The organism is Evansella vedderi (assembly GCF_030813435.1).
GTDB lineage: Bacteria > Bacillota > Bacilli > Bacillales > Salisediminibacteriaceae > Evansella > Evansella vedderi.
In genome coordinates, this window is record NZ_JAUSUG010000030.1 from 44078 (window position 1) to 58530 (window position 14453).

At 37.1% G+C, this 14453-nt stretch carries 12 protein-coding genes; 9 read left to right on the top strand and 3 right to left on the bottom strand.

What is annotated here, in order from left to right; all coding sequences use genetic code 11:
* Positions 1-102 precede the first annotated feature (102 nt).
* The 8 genes from yycF to rlmH all read left to right on the top strand — a co-directional run bounded on the left by yycF (position 103) and on the right by rlmH (position 8226).
* A complete protein-coding gene (gene yycF, locus J2S74_RS24665; RefSeq protein ID WP_307331554.1) occupies positions 103-810 on the top strand; it encodes a response regulator YycF in 708 nt (235 codons plus the stop codon).
* Position 811: 1 nt separating this feature from the next.
* Positions 812-2629 (top strand): cell wall metabolism sensor histidine kinase WalK, encoded by a 1818-nt coding sequence (walK, locus tag J2S74_RS24670; protein WP_307331556.1) that lies wholly within the window; start codon positions 812-814, stop codon positions 2627-2629.
* On the top strand, positions 2626-3981 hold the full coding sequence (locus J2S74_RS24675) for a YycH family regulatory protein (RefSeq protein WP_307331559.1): 1356 nt from the start codon (positions 2626-2628) through the stop codon (positions 3979-3981). Before walK ends, J2S74_RS24675 begins: the two co-directional genes overlap by 4 nt.
* A gap of 77 nt (positions 3982-4058) precedes the next feature.
* The gene (gene yycI, locus J2S74_RS24680) at positions 4059-4763 is read left to right on the top strand and encodes a two-component system regulatory protein YycI (RefSeq protein WP_307331562.1); all 705 of its coding nucleotides are present in this window, start codon (positions 4059-4061) and stop codon (positions 4761-4763) included.
* A gap of 17 nt (positions 4764-4780) precedes the next feature.
* Positions 4781-5575, top strand: coding sequence for an MBL fold metallo-hydrolase (locus J2S74_RS24685; protein WP_307331564.1), 795 nt, complete (start codon positions 4781-4783; stop codon positions 5573-5575).
* A 194-nt stretch (positions 5576-5769) separates the two neighbouring features.
* On the top strand, positions 5770-6987 hold the full coding sequence (locus J2S74_RS24690; RefSeq protein ID WP_307331567.1) for a S1C family serine protease: 1218 nt from the start codon (positions 5770-5772) through the stop codon (positions 6985-6987).
* A 533-nt stretch (positions 6988-7520) separates the two neighbouring features.
* A complete protein-coding gene (locus J2S74_RS24695) occupies positions 7521-7679 on the top strand; it encodes a CxxH/CxxC protein (RefSeq protein ID WP_307331570.1) in 159 nt (52 codons plus the stop codon).
* A 67-nt stretch (positions 7680-7746) separates the two neighbouring features.
* A complete protein-coding gene (gene rlmH, locus J2S74_RS24700; protein WP_307331572.1) occupies positions 7747-8226 on the top strand; it encodes a 23S rRNA (pseudouridine(1915)-N(3))-methyltransferase RlmH in 480 nt (159 codons plus the stop codon).
* A 246-nt stretch (positions 8227-8472) separates the two neighbouring features.
* On the opposite strand, the gene J2S74_RS24705 is transcribed toward rlmH, so the two are convergent.
* From J2S74_RS24705 to J2S74_RS24715, 3 genes are all read right to left on the bottom strand, one after another.
* Complete coding sequence (locus J2S74_RS24705; RefSeq protein WP_307331574.1) at positions 8473-8916, bottom strand: GNAT family N-acetyltransferase; 444 nt, start codon at positions 8914-8916, stop codon at positions 8473-8475.
* A 227-nt stretch (positions 8917-9143) separates the two neighbouring features.
* Complete coding sequence (gene nspC, locus J2S74_RS24710; RefSeq protein WP_307331576.1) at positions 9144-10271, bottom strand: carboxynorspermidine decarboxylase; 1128 nt, start codon at positions 10269-10271, stop codon at positions 9144-9146.
* Between the two features lies 1 nt (position 10272).
* A complete protein-coding gene (locus tag J2S74_RS24715; protein ID WP_307331580.1) occupies positions 10273-11511 on the bottom strand; it encodes a saccharopine dehydrogenase family protein in 1239 nt (412 codons plus the stop codon).
* A 788-nt stretch (positions 11512-12299) separates the two neighbouring features.
* Here J2S74_RS24715 and J2S74_RS24720 point away from each other — a divergent pair.
* Complete coding sequence (locus tag J2S74_RS24720; protein ID WP_307331582.1) at positions 12300-14222, top strand: site-specific DNA-methyltransferase; 1923 nt, start codon at positions 12300-12302, stop codon at positions 14220-14222.
* Positions 14223-14453 lie beyond the last annotated feature (231 nt).

Here is a 14453-nt window from a genome sequence, read left to right on the forward strand (position 1 = left end):
TCAAGAAATTTCCTAATCATTCTATAGAGAGGTTATTTTCATGTGTGATAAAATAAGACTAGGAAACATTAGTCGTGTTAAATGACAGGAGCTGGTGAAACGATGGAAAAACAAAAAATTCTTGTAGTGGATGATGAGCAACCGATTGCGGATATTTTAAAGTTTGGACTAGAAAAGGAAGGTTTTGATGTTATTTGTGCCTATGACGGTAATGCTGCGATTGAAATGGCAACAAAACATGAACCAGATCTTATTTTGTTAGATATTATGCTACCTTATAAAGATGGAATGGAAGTTTGCCGTGAAGTTAGAAAAACCCATGACATGCCCATAATCATGTTGACGGCAAAGGATTCAGAGATAGATAAAGTACTCGGTCTAGAGTTAGGGGCAGATGATTATGTTACGAAGCCTTTTAGTACAAGAGAGCTAGTGGCTCGAGTAAAGGCTAACCTTCGCCGAAATCAAAAAACAAAGGAGCCGGAACAGGAAAAGAAAAACATTGAGGTTGGAGGACTTCTTATTCAACCTGATGCATACCTAGTTTCCAAGCGCGGTGAACCGATTGAACTAACCCATAGAGAATTTGAACTGATATATTATTTAGCTAGACATATTGGACAGGTTATGACAAGAGAGCATTTACTTCAAGCTGTTTGGGGATATGATTACTTTGGTGATGTACGTACGGTTGACGTTACGGTTCGTCGTCTTCGGGAAAAAGTAGAGGACAATCCAAGCCACCCAACCTGGATTATTACTCGTAGAGGAGTAGGGTATTATTTGAGGAATGTAGACCAGGAGATCTAGCATGAAGAAAATACGTTTTCACAAATCAATTCATGTAAAAATAGTAATCATTTACGTTTTACTAATATTGATAGCAATGCAAGTGATAGGTGTTTACTTTACCCGTCAATTGGAGGATCAACTAGTTGCCAATTTCAATGCAACTCTGGATGAAAGGGTAAATTTATTAAGATATAACGTTGAACAGGAAATGAAACGGAATGAAGAGGATGAAGAGCGAAGTCTCACTAGTAGAATAAATGAAATCCTCTTAGAATTGTTTAATATTGATAACACTGATGTACAGGTTGTGGACAAAAACAGTACCGTAATCAGTGTTTCTAATCCTAGTCAACGTGCTAACATTGGCCAGAAAACAACTAATGTCCGTGTAAAACGTGCCCTCCTTGGTGTGGAAGATGATGTTCCACTCCTTAATGAAGCAAACAATCATCGAACACGTGTGTTAGCAATATCTGTTTATTCAGAGGAAGAAATTATTGGAGCTATCTATATTGAAGCCTCCATTGAAGAAATCTATGATCAGATGCGGGACATTAATCAAATATTAATGTCCGGTACGATTATTGCTTTAGCCATAACCGCTATCCTCGGGGTTTTGTTGGCGAGAACAATCACCAGGCCGATCATAGATATGAAAAGACAAGCTGTTGTCTTAGGACGGGGTGACTTTTCAAGAAGTGTAAAGGTCTACGGAAATGATGAAATTGGTCAACTTGCCTCTGCCTTTAATGAGCTCACTAACCGATTGCAAGATGCACGTGCCACAACGGAAGGGGAGAAAAGAAAGCTCTCTTCTGTCTTAACCCATATGACCGATGGGGTAATTGCAACAGATAAGTCTGGAAAAATCATTTTAATGAATAAACGGGCAGAGCATATGCTCGATAAAAAGCAAGAAGATGTGTTAGATACGGAGATAACGAAGGTATTAAATTTAGATAAGTTCATGAAGTTAGAGGATCTATTTAAATTTACAGACCCTATCTTACTTGACTTTGATAATGATGATGAAGAAATTATTTTGGAAGCTCACTTTTCTGTTATTGAGAAAGAAAACGGTGAACAAAACGGATTAATTGCTGTTTTACACGATGTTACGGAGCAGGAGAAAATTGAAGAGGAACGTAGAGAATTTGTGGCTAACGTATCCCATGAGCTCCGTACCCCATTGACGTCTATGAAAAGTTATTTAGAGGCCCTTGCAGATGGAGCGATTGAAGATCCCGAAGTTGCCCCTAGATTTATTCATGTTACACAAACGGAAACGGAAAGAATGATTCGACTTGTGAACGATTTACTGCAGTTATCTAAAATGGACAGTAAGGATTATCACATGAATTTTGCTTCCATTAATCTACCGCAGTTTGTGGATCAAATCATGGAACGATTTGAAATGTCAACGAAAAACGAATCCATTACTTTTAAGCATAAAATACCAGATAGAGATATGTTTGTTTACGGGGACAGGGATAAACTAACACAGTTAATGGATAATATTTTGTCCAATGCAGTTAAATACTCCCCTGAAGGAGGAACGATTACTTGTGCTTTAAAAGCCGAGAAGGATCGTGTTCTTGTAAGTATAAAGGATGAAGGTGTAGGAATACCAAAGGAGAACATTCCTTTTGTATTTGATCGCTTTTACCGCGTAGATAAAGCACGGACTAGAAACTTGGGTGGAACAGGTCTAGGTCTTGCCATTGCCAAGGAAATTGTAACAGCTCACGGAGGCTCTATATGGGTCAGCAGTGACTGGGGGAAAGGAACGACTATTTCATTCGCACTTCCTTTAGATGAGGAGGCTGAACAGTTATGATAGAGCATATAAAGACAGCCACCTTATGGCTTTTAATATGTACAAGTATTATACTAACTTGGATGATTTGGACCTACCAGCCCGAATATCGTATTTTAGGGGAATCCGATTATATTGAAAGGGAAATTATCGGAGAAGAAAGATCTCTATTGGATGTCATACATCCCGAGAAGGTAATTATTCATGAGGATGACCAAAGCTTTTGGCTCCACCCATTTGAGGGAGCTTATGAGAATATTTTAAATCAGCTAAGGAGAATTCGGCTGGATTACTTTTACTCAGGATCAGATGTCTATGGCTCCTCTATGAGCGGTATACAAGGATTAGAGATAATTTTTCCGGATCAGCTTCAACGGGATTGGATTTATATGTTATTTGATATGGAGGATAGTGAACAAGTTCTTCCTATGGAATCCGTTGACAGAATACTTTTGTTTATGAATAACCAGTCTAGTCAAACAGAGGTTTCCGTTAGATTTGTATCCAGTCATAACAATGAATTTTATCAAGCCAATACAGGTCTTTCCGTAAATCAATTTAAAGCCTTTTATAACGAATATGTAGATAATAGAACGGAAGTAAATGTTTATCCTCTACAGACAAATACACGTAATATATTTTCTAAAAGAAATTATGTTCCAATAGAGACGATGGATTTAAAAAGGTATACCTTTTTAATTAATTCTGTAGAGGATGCCCAAGAAGCTTTCTTGCAAGCGTTATTTAATGACCCAGAATTAGTAAGGAATTATTTCCAAGGGAATCAAGAGGTTTATACCGATGGAAACCGAATGATGAATGTGGTTGAAAACGGTAATGTTTTACAATATGTACATTCGACTTCGTTAACACAATCGGAAAGAAGTGAAAGGTCTATTGTAGAAGCAAGTATTGACTTTATAAATGGACATGCTGGCTGGACCGATCAATATAAGCTTGCTAGTTGGTCGGAAACGACATTTAATGATCGAGCAACCTTCCGAATGCATGTGGATGGATTACCGATTATGGGAACGAATGTAAATCGAACGGAATTTTATACGATGGAATTAGCTAGACAAGGAAGTCGAATTTCAGAATACATTAGACCCATTTTTCATTTAGAGGAGGAGCTGCACGGACTGGAACGGACTTCTTTGCCAAGTTTCCAAGTTGTTTTAAATGTAATTGATGAAAATGAGGCTATTGAAAAGGAGTTAATTGAAGACGTGGCAGTTGGCTATTATATGAGGAAGCAAACTTCTTTAATTATTTTTGAACCTGCATGGTTTATACAAGAAAGAGGTATTTGGAGAAGAGTAGACATTCGGGATGACCTACTGCAAGGATCCTTAGGTGGAGGGACTGAGTAATTATGGATTGGGGTAATACGAAGACAATATTTATTGTGACTTTCCTCTGTTTGAATATTTTCTTGGGTTACCAGCTGATGGAGAAAAGAACAGAAGGAAATATCAACATAATGACTCAATCAACCTTACAGGATTATATAGAGGCAAATGTGGAAATTGCCATTACAAATGCAGAAGAAATCTATACTGGTTCCCCCATTATTGGTTCCATGATGAGGTTTACAGATGAGATGTTAGCAGAGCAAATGGAAAGTCAGGTCATTAGGATATTTAATGACGTAATGATTTACTCCGAGTTGATTACTCCCTATAAACTTTCGGAAAACAGTTTGGAAGCGGGAGTGGAGGCATTTTTGGAAGAACATGTTTTCCTCGGGGAGCATTATCGTTTTTCCAGTTTTAACGAGGATACAATTGGCTTAGTACAAACCTTTGATGGGATGCCAATTGAAAACTATGAGGATGATCGATTCTATCTCGTCCTACATTTAAATGAAAACCTAGAAATTGAAGCATACCATCAGTATTACATTCAATTTAACGAAGATAATCAGGAGAATCGAGAGCAGGAGCTCCTATCTCCTCTAAAAGCTATTGAGAATTTGTACAATAATCAACGGATTCCTGCCGATTCCGTTGTTGAACATGCAGAGTTAGGTTATTATAGTCTGCTTCCTGCAAGTGGAGAATATCAAGTTTTTGCTCCTATGTGGAAAATAACCATAAATGGTTACTATCACTACGTGGATGCAATTAACGGTCAAATTCAAACGATTAATTAATGGAGTGAATAATTAGTATGAGTTTACGATTCAGCGTCCTTGCCAGCGGAAGCACAGGGAATGCTATATATGTAGAAACAAACGGGCAGAAATTGCTAATAGATGCGGGGCTTAGTGGAAAAAAAATAGAACAGTGCTTCCAACATATTTATATCTCTCCAAGGGAATTAAATGGGATACTAGTCACCCATGAGCATAGTGACCATATAAAAGGTGTGGGTATCTTAGCCCGCAGATATAATCTACCAATCTATGCAAATGCGAAAACATGGAATGCTATGGAGCACCTAATTGGTGAAATCCCTGTAGAGCAGCGCTTCCATTTTGAAGTAGGAGAAACGAAGACCTTTGGTGATTTAGATGTAGAGTCATTTGGTGTTTCACACGATGCCGCTGAACCAATGTTTTTTACCTTCCAGCACGGGGGACGAAAGCTGGCAGTTATGACAGACACTGGCTATGTTAGTGAGCGAATGAAGGGAATCACAAAGGAAGCCAATACCTTTGTCTTTGAATCAAATCATGATATGGATATGCTCCGCATGGGGAAATATCCATGGAATATTAAACGACGCATATTAGGAGACGAAGGACATGTTTCCAATGTGGATGCTGGGTTGGCATTAGCTGATATTTTAACTGACAAGCCTGCCAATATATATTTAGCCCATTTAAGCTTAGATAATAATATGAAAGAGCTAGCTCGAATGACTGTACACCAGACATTAGAAGAGAAGGGCTATGAGGTTGGAAAGCAAGTTAAATTATTCGATACGGACCCAGCAACCCCAACAGCATTGGCTGTCGTTTAATGGAGAAAAAATCCACAAAAGTTCGGTTTAATGTTACGCTCTTCGGGAAATATTAAAGTTGTGTGAAAAATTAACGAAAACGGACCATAATAATAGACGATGAATTAATAGTTTTATAAAATAAATACAGTAAATGAACAAATTTTACTGGGACTTTTCTCAAAAATATAAATAAATTTAGAGGAGGGTTTTAAATGGGCTATTATGACGGACATTATCAATCAAGAAGATCAGACAAGAAGGACTCTAAACGACCAATATTATATTCCTTTCTTAGTGCTGTAATAGGAGGTCTCCTAGTGGTGTTTTCCTTCCCTATATTAGCTAATAATGGTTTATTACCATACGATGTGGCTCCAAAGGGGTCTGTTGCAGTTAATGAGCCGGAAGCGGAAGAGGTCCTCGGAGAAATCCCTACAGAAATGGTGAACATATCCATGACTTCTGAAGTAATCGATGCTGTGGAGCGAGTTTCTGATGCTGTAGTTGGTGTTATCAATAATAGAGTTTCGCAAGGATTCTTCGGTCCAACGAACAGAGAAGGAACAGGGTCTGGAGTTGTTTATAAAATAGAAGGGGACAAAGCTTATATCGTCACTAATCAGCATGTAATTGAGCGTGCCAATGAAATAGATGTAACCTTAAGTAATGGTGCCAGAGTCCCGGCTGAGTTAGTTGGAGAAGACCGTATTACGGATCTTGCCGTGCTTACCATTGATGCTGATGAGGTGGACACGGTAGCGGAATTTGGTAACTCCGATCTTTTACGGGCAGGGGAACCGGCTATAGCGATTGGAAATCCATTATCCTTTGAGGGATCAGTGACATTAGGGATTATCAGTGCTGTGGAAAGAAGTATCCCTGTAGATGTATTTGGAGATGGGCAAATAGATTGGAATGCAGAAGTAATTCAGACGGATGCTGCCATTAACCCAGGAAACAGTGGTGGAGCACTCCTAAACATTAAAGGTGAAGTTATCGGAATCAATTCCATGAAAATAGCACAGTCAGCAGTAGAGGGTATCGGCTTTGCAATTCCAACAGCAATTGCCATACCTGTCATTGAAGACTTAGAGCGATATGGTGAAGTGCAAAGACCTCAAATGGGTGTTGTCATACACTCTCTGCAAGAAATTCCAAGTGTATACTGGCAAGGTGCCCTTGGTCTTCCAGAGGATGTAAAAGGTGGCGTTTATGTTCATGACGTTACACCTAATTCCCCTGCAGAAAGAGCAGGATTAGAAGAAGGGGATGTCATCATCAAACTAGATGATCAGGAAATTAAAGATACTCATGATCTGAGAAGATTCCTCTATACGGAAAAAAGAATTGGTGACTCTATGAAAGTTACGTTCTACCGAAATGGAGAACAGCAGGAAGTAGAATTAACACTGGATCGAGGATTATTTTAAAAGATAAATGGTAAGAGAGCTACAAGTGGTTGTGGCTCTCTTTTAATTTGGCTCTTTTCGCATAGATTGCTCCTGGGATTATTCGTTGCAACATAAAATTGCCCTGATTAGCTCACAAAACCTTCACCAACAACCTTTAAGGAAATAATTAAAATATGTAAAAATAATGATAAGAACTAGGGTACAGTGGCAGTGCATAAGAGGGTAGATGAAGTGGTAAAATATTACTGGACCAAATATTGTCGTACTTAAAAAGGGGGATAGTAGGGTCATATAAAAAAGGGAGTGGTTTAAATGCTTACAGAAAAGTCGTCCATTATGATGGTTATATTTCTTGGGCAAGCAACTATTTGTGCTCTTGTTTTGTACCTTATCTCTATTTTTACTAATTAAGAAGAAGAATGTAGAAGAAAGTACACTTTGAATAAATAATTTGAAGTGTACTTTTTTCGTATACAGCATGTGGATAACTTTAAAGATTTGGGTATGATATAATACCAAAGGATATCTTGATTATAGGAGACGTGAAGACCATGTATTATAGCTGTATTGAGCATATAGAGGTTGCTATGGAAGAGGTTATTGATGAGTCTGGAATGCCTCCTGAATTAACCTTTATTGATGAAAAATTGAAGTCATCCACAACCTGTTCCTTCTGTAATGAGCAGGCAAAATACAAAATCAGTGGATAATCAACAGGTGCTTTGTGGATATGTGGATAACTTCTGTGGATAATGTGTGAGGAAAGGGTTAGATGAAGTGAATATAACGTTAATAAATGTTGGTAAATTAAAAGAAAAGTATTTAAAGCAAGGGATCGAAGAGTATACAAAGCGGTTGAACGCTTACGCAAACATACAAATTATCGAGGTTGCAGATGAAAAAGCACCAGAAAACATGAGTGAATTGGAAATGCTGCAAGTGAAGGAAAAGGAAGGGGAACGTATTTTAAGTAAGTTATCCACAGATACATATGTGATTGCCTTGGCCATCAAGGGAAAAAAGTGGAGCTCCGAGCGGTTAGCAAAAGAATTAGATAACTTAGCAACTTACGGAAAAAGTAAAATTGCATTCGTCATTGGTGGATCAGTAGGACTAAGTGATGCTGTATTACAGCGGGCAGACGAACACCTATCCTTTTCCGATATGACCTTCCCACATCAGTTAATTCGGCTAATATTAGTGGAGCAGATATACAGGGCATTCAGGATAAACAGAAATGAACCTTACCACAAATAAACAAGGTTTCTATAGTTATTCTTAATATACAAGAGGCTGGGACAAAAGTGTTTTATCAATGAGAAATGCGAACGAAATAGAAACAATCATAATTGGAGCATATAAATTGATTCGGAAATATACTTTAATTTCCGCAGGAGTCTACATATATTTCCTCCGCTTTGGTAATGAATTGTTCGTAATTTTATTTAAAAACTTTAGTTATGTCCCAGCCTCTTTTCACCTAGCTTATTGGAATTATAAGAACTAGAGAGGTCTTTCGAAAACAGTCAGTACTTCTTTAAAACCAAATTGGTCGCAAAGGGCTTTTGAGTGATTTCCAGAAAAAATACTACATTTAACTTTTTTGTAATGAGCTTGTTTCAATCGATCTAGAGCTTCATGCATAAGTTTTTTTGCTACTCCGGACTTCCTGTATTCAGGAAAAACATAGATATCAAGTAAACATCCAACTTCTTCATGTGAATAAGGATCGATATTAACCCCCACTAAGATCCATCCTAATAATGTATTTTTTTTCTCGGCTAACAGATAATAAGCCGCCCCGCTTTCAAGGTGAGGTCCAAACATCTCTTTTGAAATATTTCGAAGACTAGGTTTTACATACCCCATTGAACTTTCTCCCACAAATTTTTGTGACAAATCTAAAATAGTATCTGTCTCTTCCTTAGTTGCTTTTCTTATAAACATAATAAGCCACCTCATTGAAAAATCAAATTCGAAATAAAAGCTCAACTCTGACTACTTGATTTTTATAATATGGGTCAATACCCGTTATTGCTACATATTTGAATTTAAAACCTGATTCAGCAAGTATGTTAACGAAGGAACACTGTATGGGAGAGTTACGAGACTAATTAGATAATCAAAACAAAAAAGGTATCAAAAAGTTTTCCTCCTTTTGATACCTTTTTTTATTAAGCTAACCTTATTTTAAAGTCCTCATAACCAAATTTCTGAACGACACGGCAATCCCCGTCTTTGTCTTTAACCGCAATGGCTGGTAGTGCCATGCCATTAAAGGTAGTATTCTTCACCATAGAGTAGATGGCCATATCACCAAATACAAGCCGGTCTCCACTTTTTAGAGGCTCATCAAAGGAGTAATCTCCAATGACATCCCCTGCAAGACAAGTTTGCCCACCAAGTCGGTACGTAAAGGGCTTTTCTCCCGATTCACCTGAACCAAAGAGAGGAGGACGATATGGCATTTCCAACACGTCTGGCATATGACAGGATGCAGAAGTATCAAGGATGGCAATATCCATACTGTTCTGCAATGTATCAAGGACAGTGGTGATTAAATATCCTGCATTAAGGGCAACAGCTTCTCCGGGCTCAAGATATACTTCTAATCCATATTTCTCTTGCATTCTTTTAATACAAGCCTCTAATAAAGGTATATCGTAATCTGTCCTTGTAATATGATGACCTCCACCGAAATTAATCCATTCCATCTGTGGCAGCCATTCACCAAATTTTTCTTCCACTGCATTTAAAGTAGTTTCCAAATCATCCGAGTTTTGCTGGCAAAGGGTATGGAAGTGTAGTCCCGATACACCGTCAAGCAAATCTCCACGGAAATGCTCCTTCGTTACACCGAATCGGGAACCAGGTGAACAAGGATCATAAATTTCATGCCCAACCTGAGTGGAACATTCTGGGTTAATACGTAAGCCTACTTTTTTTCCAGCTGTAAGGGCTTTATCCTTAAACTTTTCTAGCTGGGAAAAGGAATTAAAGATAATATGATCACAGATGGATATAATCTCATCGATCTCGTCATCCCGGTAGGCAGGGGCAAAGACGTGATTTTCTTTGCCCATTTCTTCGTAACCTAGGCGAGCTTCAAACAAACCACTCGCTGTCGTTCCACTTAAATATTCTCCAATAAGGGGATATAGGCTCGACATGGAAAATGCCTTTTGAGCCAGAACAATCTTACATCCTGTCCGTTCCATGACCCCGTTCAGGATTTTTAGATTTTTTTCCACAAGCGCTTCGTCTACTACGTAGCACGGTGTTGGCAGTTCTTCAAATCTCATTTTATCGAACGTAACCTGTCTCTTTCTCTTTAATCGGCTCAGCATCCACAAGTGTAGGGTTGAAGTCTTCTTGCCATGGTAGACCCCACTTGTTTAATTCTTCCATAAATGGATCAGGATCAAACTCTTCGATATTATACACGCCAGCTTTATTCCACTTACCAGTCATGATCATCATCGCACCGATCATTGCAGGAACGCCTGTAGTATAGGATATTGCCTGTGAACCTACTTCTTCGTAGCACTCTTGGTGGTCACACACATTGTATACATAATACGTTTTCTCTTTTCCGTCCTTTTTCCCTTTGAAAATACAACCAATATTCGTTTTTCCAACCGTACGTGGTCCAAGGGAAGCCGGATCTGGTAATACAGCTTTCAAGAATTGAAGGGGAATGATTTGTTTCCCTTCGAATTCAATTGGCTCAATAGAAGTCATACCTACATTCTCTAGACACTTTAAGTGAGTAAGGTAGCTTTGGCCGAATGTCATAAAGAAGCGGATACGTTTGATTCCTGGAATGTTCACAGCAAGAGATTCCAATTCTTCATGGTATAATAAGTACATATCCTTCTCCCCTACTTCTGGGAAGTTGTATACTCGCTTAATTTCCATTGGCTCTGTCTCAATCCACTCACCGTTTTCCCAATAACGTCCGTTAGCAGACACCTCACGGATATTGATTTCAGGGTTGAAGTTTGTAGCAAATGGATAGCCGTGATCTCCACCGTTGCAGTCAAGAATATCGATGTACTCAATTTCATCGAAATGATGCTTAAGGGCATAAGCGGAGAATACGCCTGTAACACCTGGGTCAAAACCGCTTCCTAATAGGGCTGTAATTCCAGCTTTTTCAAAGCGCTCCCGGTAATCCCACTGCCATTTGTATTCAAACTTCGCAGTATCCTCTGGCTCATAGTTAGCAGTATCCATATAGTGTGTCTTTGTTGCAAGACAAGCATCCATTATTGTTAAATCTTGATAAGGTAGAGCTAAGTTCATGACGATATCCGGTTTAACTTCTTCAATTAAAGCGATTAATTCATCAACATTATTCGCATCAACTTGTGCAGTTGTAATTTTCGTTTTACTACCGTCTAATTTTGCTTTAAGGTCATCACATTTTGATTTTGTACGACTTGCGATACAAATCTCTTCGAAGACCTCACTATTTTGTACACATTTGTGGATGGCTACAGATGCCACTCCACCACAACCGATAATAAGCGCTTTTCCCATTCTAATCTCTCCTTACTAAAATAGATTTTGTAAATTCTAAGAGGTAGAACTTAACAGCCTAACTAGCGGTGTGTATTACTACTTAGGATATTATTGCTGTACCCCTTTAAAACAACAAAAAAACAAGTGTAAAACGCATCCTTGCGCACAACACTTGTTTAGATATCATCGTCATATATAAAAAGCATAGTATAACCATGACAAAGTCATGAGTATGCGTCTATCATAATAGTGACTATTTAATTATGATAGGAAGCTCTTTAATATTCAATAAATATCATAATGGGATCAGAGTCTATATAGCAAATAATTACTAAGTACTCTTATTGACCGTTTCACAAGTTGATGTGCGAATGCACTGGTTATAAAGTAACCAACTTATAAAATTTGAGCTTTTAACTCAATCAATAAGGCAACTAAGTTGCCAGTCGGCATTTGACCCGGCTGTCCGTATGGCCTTAACTTCTTTAAGGAAGTGGTCAAAATTATCTGCTTGGAAAGACCTGATGTATTGTAATGAATATTAACTTTCCAATTAACGCTCCTTTAGATTAACACATATCATAAAAATAGCAATAGGAAAAATAAAAATAATGCCGAACTCGTAAAATAATTTATTTAGAAACTACAAACAGCCTATTATATTGCTCATATGTTATATTTATTGAAGGAAATATCTTGCCGTTTACCTTATTAAGTATGTTGTTTAGTAATAATTATACGTGTATTTTTTCTTAAAAAATGGAACTGAATGTAGTACAAGAATTCAAGTAGAGGTGGTACTACTAATGAAAGATAATAAATATAAACGTTTAGACAAGAAAGCCCTAGTTAATATAATAGAAAAATTAGAGAAGCAAAGAGGCTATGGAATCGTTTGGGAACAGGAAATGAAGCCAGAGGACTCAATTGAAAAATATGCGGACTATTATCCTTTTCTAAAATGTTTTACAGAAAGAAATATTATAAAAGAAGTAGATGCACCGAATCATATTCTTATCGAAGGGGATAATTACCACGCATTAACTTGCTTGAATATTACCCACGAAAATGCAGTAGATTTAATATACATAGATCCTCCTTACAACATTGGAAATAAATATTTTGTCTATAAAGATGATTATGTAGATAAAACGGACACCTATAGGCATAGTAAGTGGCTTTCTTTTATGGAAAAAAGATTAAAGCTAGCAAGGAGATTATTGAAGGACGATGGTTGTATTTTCATTTCAATAAATGAGGAAGAGGCATCACAGTTAAAACTATTATGTGATTCTATTTTTGGACAAAAGAACTATTTGACTATGTTTACAATAAAGGTTCGTCATGAGGAGAGGATTCTTACCGGAGATAAGGATTTTCAGGAGGTAGTGGAATATCTCCTCATGTATAGAAAGACGGATCGATTTAAGCCTGTAAAAATTAAAAAAGATAATACCTCCCTTGACGAGTATATTTATGATATTGAAATTTTAGATGACACTCCAAGTGAAATAGTGGAATGGGATGGGAAAGAAGTAAAAATATTTACAAATGACCAATATAAAATAAACAAATCAACCCCTTCCAGCAGTTTGCTAAAGAGATATAATATTCGAGGAGCATTAAGAAAAAGTAATACTAGTGGTCGCTTTTATGTGAAACATATTGAACCTAAATATAAAGATTCGCCTGGTTATCTCTTCAAAGTAGAAAATATGGGAGCGGACGGTCTAGGTTATAGATATTTTCTTTCCCCACCTGAAGGTAGAGTTAATGGAGACTATTTTCAAGGGATTCCTTTAAAAAGGAGTATCCATAGGGAAATTCCCCATCCGAATTATCTCGATTTCGAAAAAGACTTTAATAACGTAGGGTATGAGGGCGGCGTGGAATTTAAAAATGGAAAAAAACCAATTAATTTCCTCATGAAAATTTTTGAACTAGGGAAATTAATTGAAAAGAAAAATGCTGTAGTTCTGGATTTTTTTGGTGGGTCTGGTTCCACAGCACACGCATTAATGGCCTTTAATGAAATTCATAGTGGCAATAGACAAGCAATACTATGCCAAAAAAATGAAGAAGATAAAATCAAAGTAATGGATGAAGTGACATTTCCAAGAATGAAGAATATCATTAAAGGCTACACAGTAAGAAGAAAAGAAGAATTTATCGTTGAAAAAGTAAAATTAACAAAGAGAAATATAAAAAAAGCCTCAGAAATAATGGATGAACTGGAGGAAAAACAGAAAGAATTAGTGGATTCGGGCTTATACGATGATGTAAAGCTTGAGTTTGAGAACCAAGAGCTTAAATTATTCGGGATTAGAAAAAAATCAAGTAATTTTGAAGGTTATTATGCAAATTTACGTTATTTTAAGGTTGATTTCATTAAAAAGCAATTAAAAAAGGAACTAGCAAAAAATTGCTTAGGTTTATTATCACTAAAAGAAAATGTATTTGATTTATATAAGGAAACAGAAAGTTATATCATATTAAAGACAGACGAAAGAGTTCTTGCCATTTATCATCAAATCCTAGTTACCGATTTCAATGACTTAAAAGAGGAATTAAACAAGATGACTGGTGAAAAACGGCTATATGTAGTTACATCAGATCCGTACAATCTTAATATTAATGCGTTTAATCATCTAGATCTAGATGTAGTTCCGTTATGTGCAGTCGATATTATTAATATTTATGATGGTAGTGGAAGCACTTTAGGCCTTTAAAGGAGTTGTCTCATAGCTTTTAACCTTGAGACAACCTCTTTTTTATTGTTTAGCGTACAATGTCAAATACTTTTTTCAAGATTTAGAGTAACTCAAACACACCTACTTTAATTTCCTTTTTTTACAAGTAGCAATTAACCAAGTTATTTATAAATAGGCACCATTTTCTTGATTCAGAAATGGGTAAACACTCGCTTCTTGGTCTGCATTGATACAATCTGGCATAGAGTA

What these genes read in the sequence shown, in the direction of transcription:
- yycF (WP_307331554.1), top strand. Translation starts at nt 103, where the DNA reads ATGGAAAAACAAAAAATTCTTGTAGTGGATGATGAGCAACCGATTGCG.
- walK (WP_307331556.1), top strand. Translation starts at nt 812, where the DNA reads ATGAAGAAAATACGTTTTCACAAATCAATTCATGTAAAAATAGTAATC.
- J2S74_RS24675 (WP_307331559.1), top strand. Translation starts at nt 2,626, where the DNA reads ATGATAGAGCATATAAAGACAGCCACCTTATGGCTTTTAATATGTACA.
- yycI (WP_307331562.1), top strand. Translation starts at nt 4,059, where the DNA reads ATGGAGAAAAGAACAGAAGGAAATATCAACATAATGACTCAATCAACC.
- J2S74_RS24685 (WP_307331564.1), top strand. Translation starts at nt 4,781, where the DNA reads ATGAGTTTACGATTCAGCGTCCTTGCCAGCGGAAGCACAGGGAATGCT.
- J2S74_RS24690 (WP_307331567.1), top strand. Translation starts at nt 5,770, where the DNA reads ATGGGCTATTATGACGGACATTATCAATCAAGAAGATCAGACAAGAAG.
- J2S74_RS24695 (WP_307331570.1), top strand. Translation starts at nt 7,521, where the DNA reads ATGTATTATAGCTGTATTGAGCATATAGAGGTTGCTATGGAAGAGGTT.
- J2S74_RS24705 (WP_307331574.1), bottom strand. Translation starts at nt 8,916, where the DNA reads ATGTTTATAAGAAAAGCAACTAAGGAAGAGACAGATACTATTTTAGAT.
- nspC (WP_307331576.1), bottom strand. Translation starts at nt 10,271, where the DNA reads ATGAGATTTGAAGAACTGCCAACACCGTGCTACGTAGTAGACGAAGCG.
- J2S74_RS24715 (WP_307331580.1), bottom strand. Translation starts at nt 11,511, where the DNA reads ATGGGAAAAGCGCTTATTATCGGTTGTGGTGGAGTGGCATCTGTAGCC.
- J2S74_RS24720 (WP_307331582.1), top strand. Translation starts at nt 12,300, where the DNA reads ATGAAAGATAATAAATATAAACGTTTAGACAAGAAAGCCCTAGTTAAT.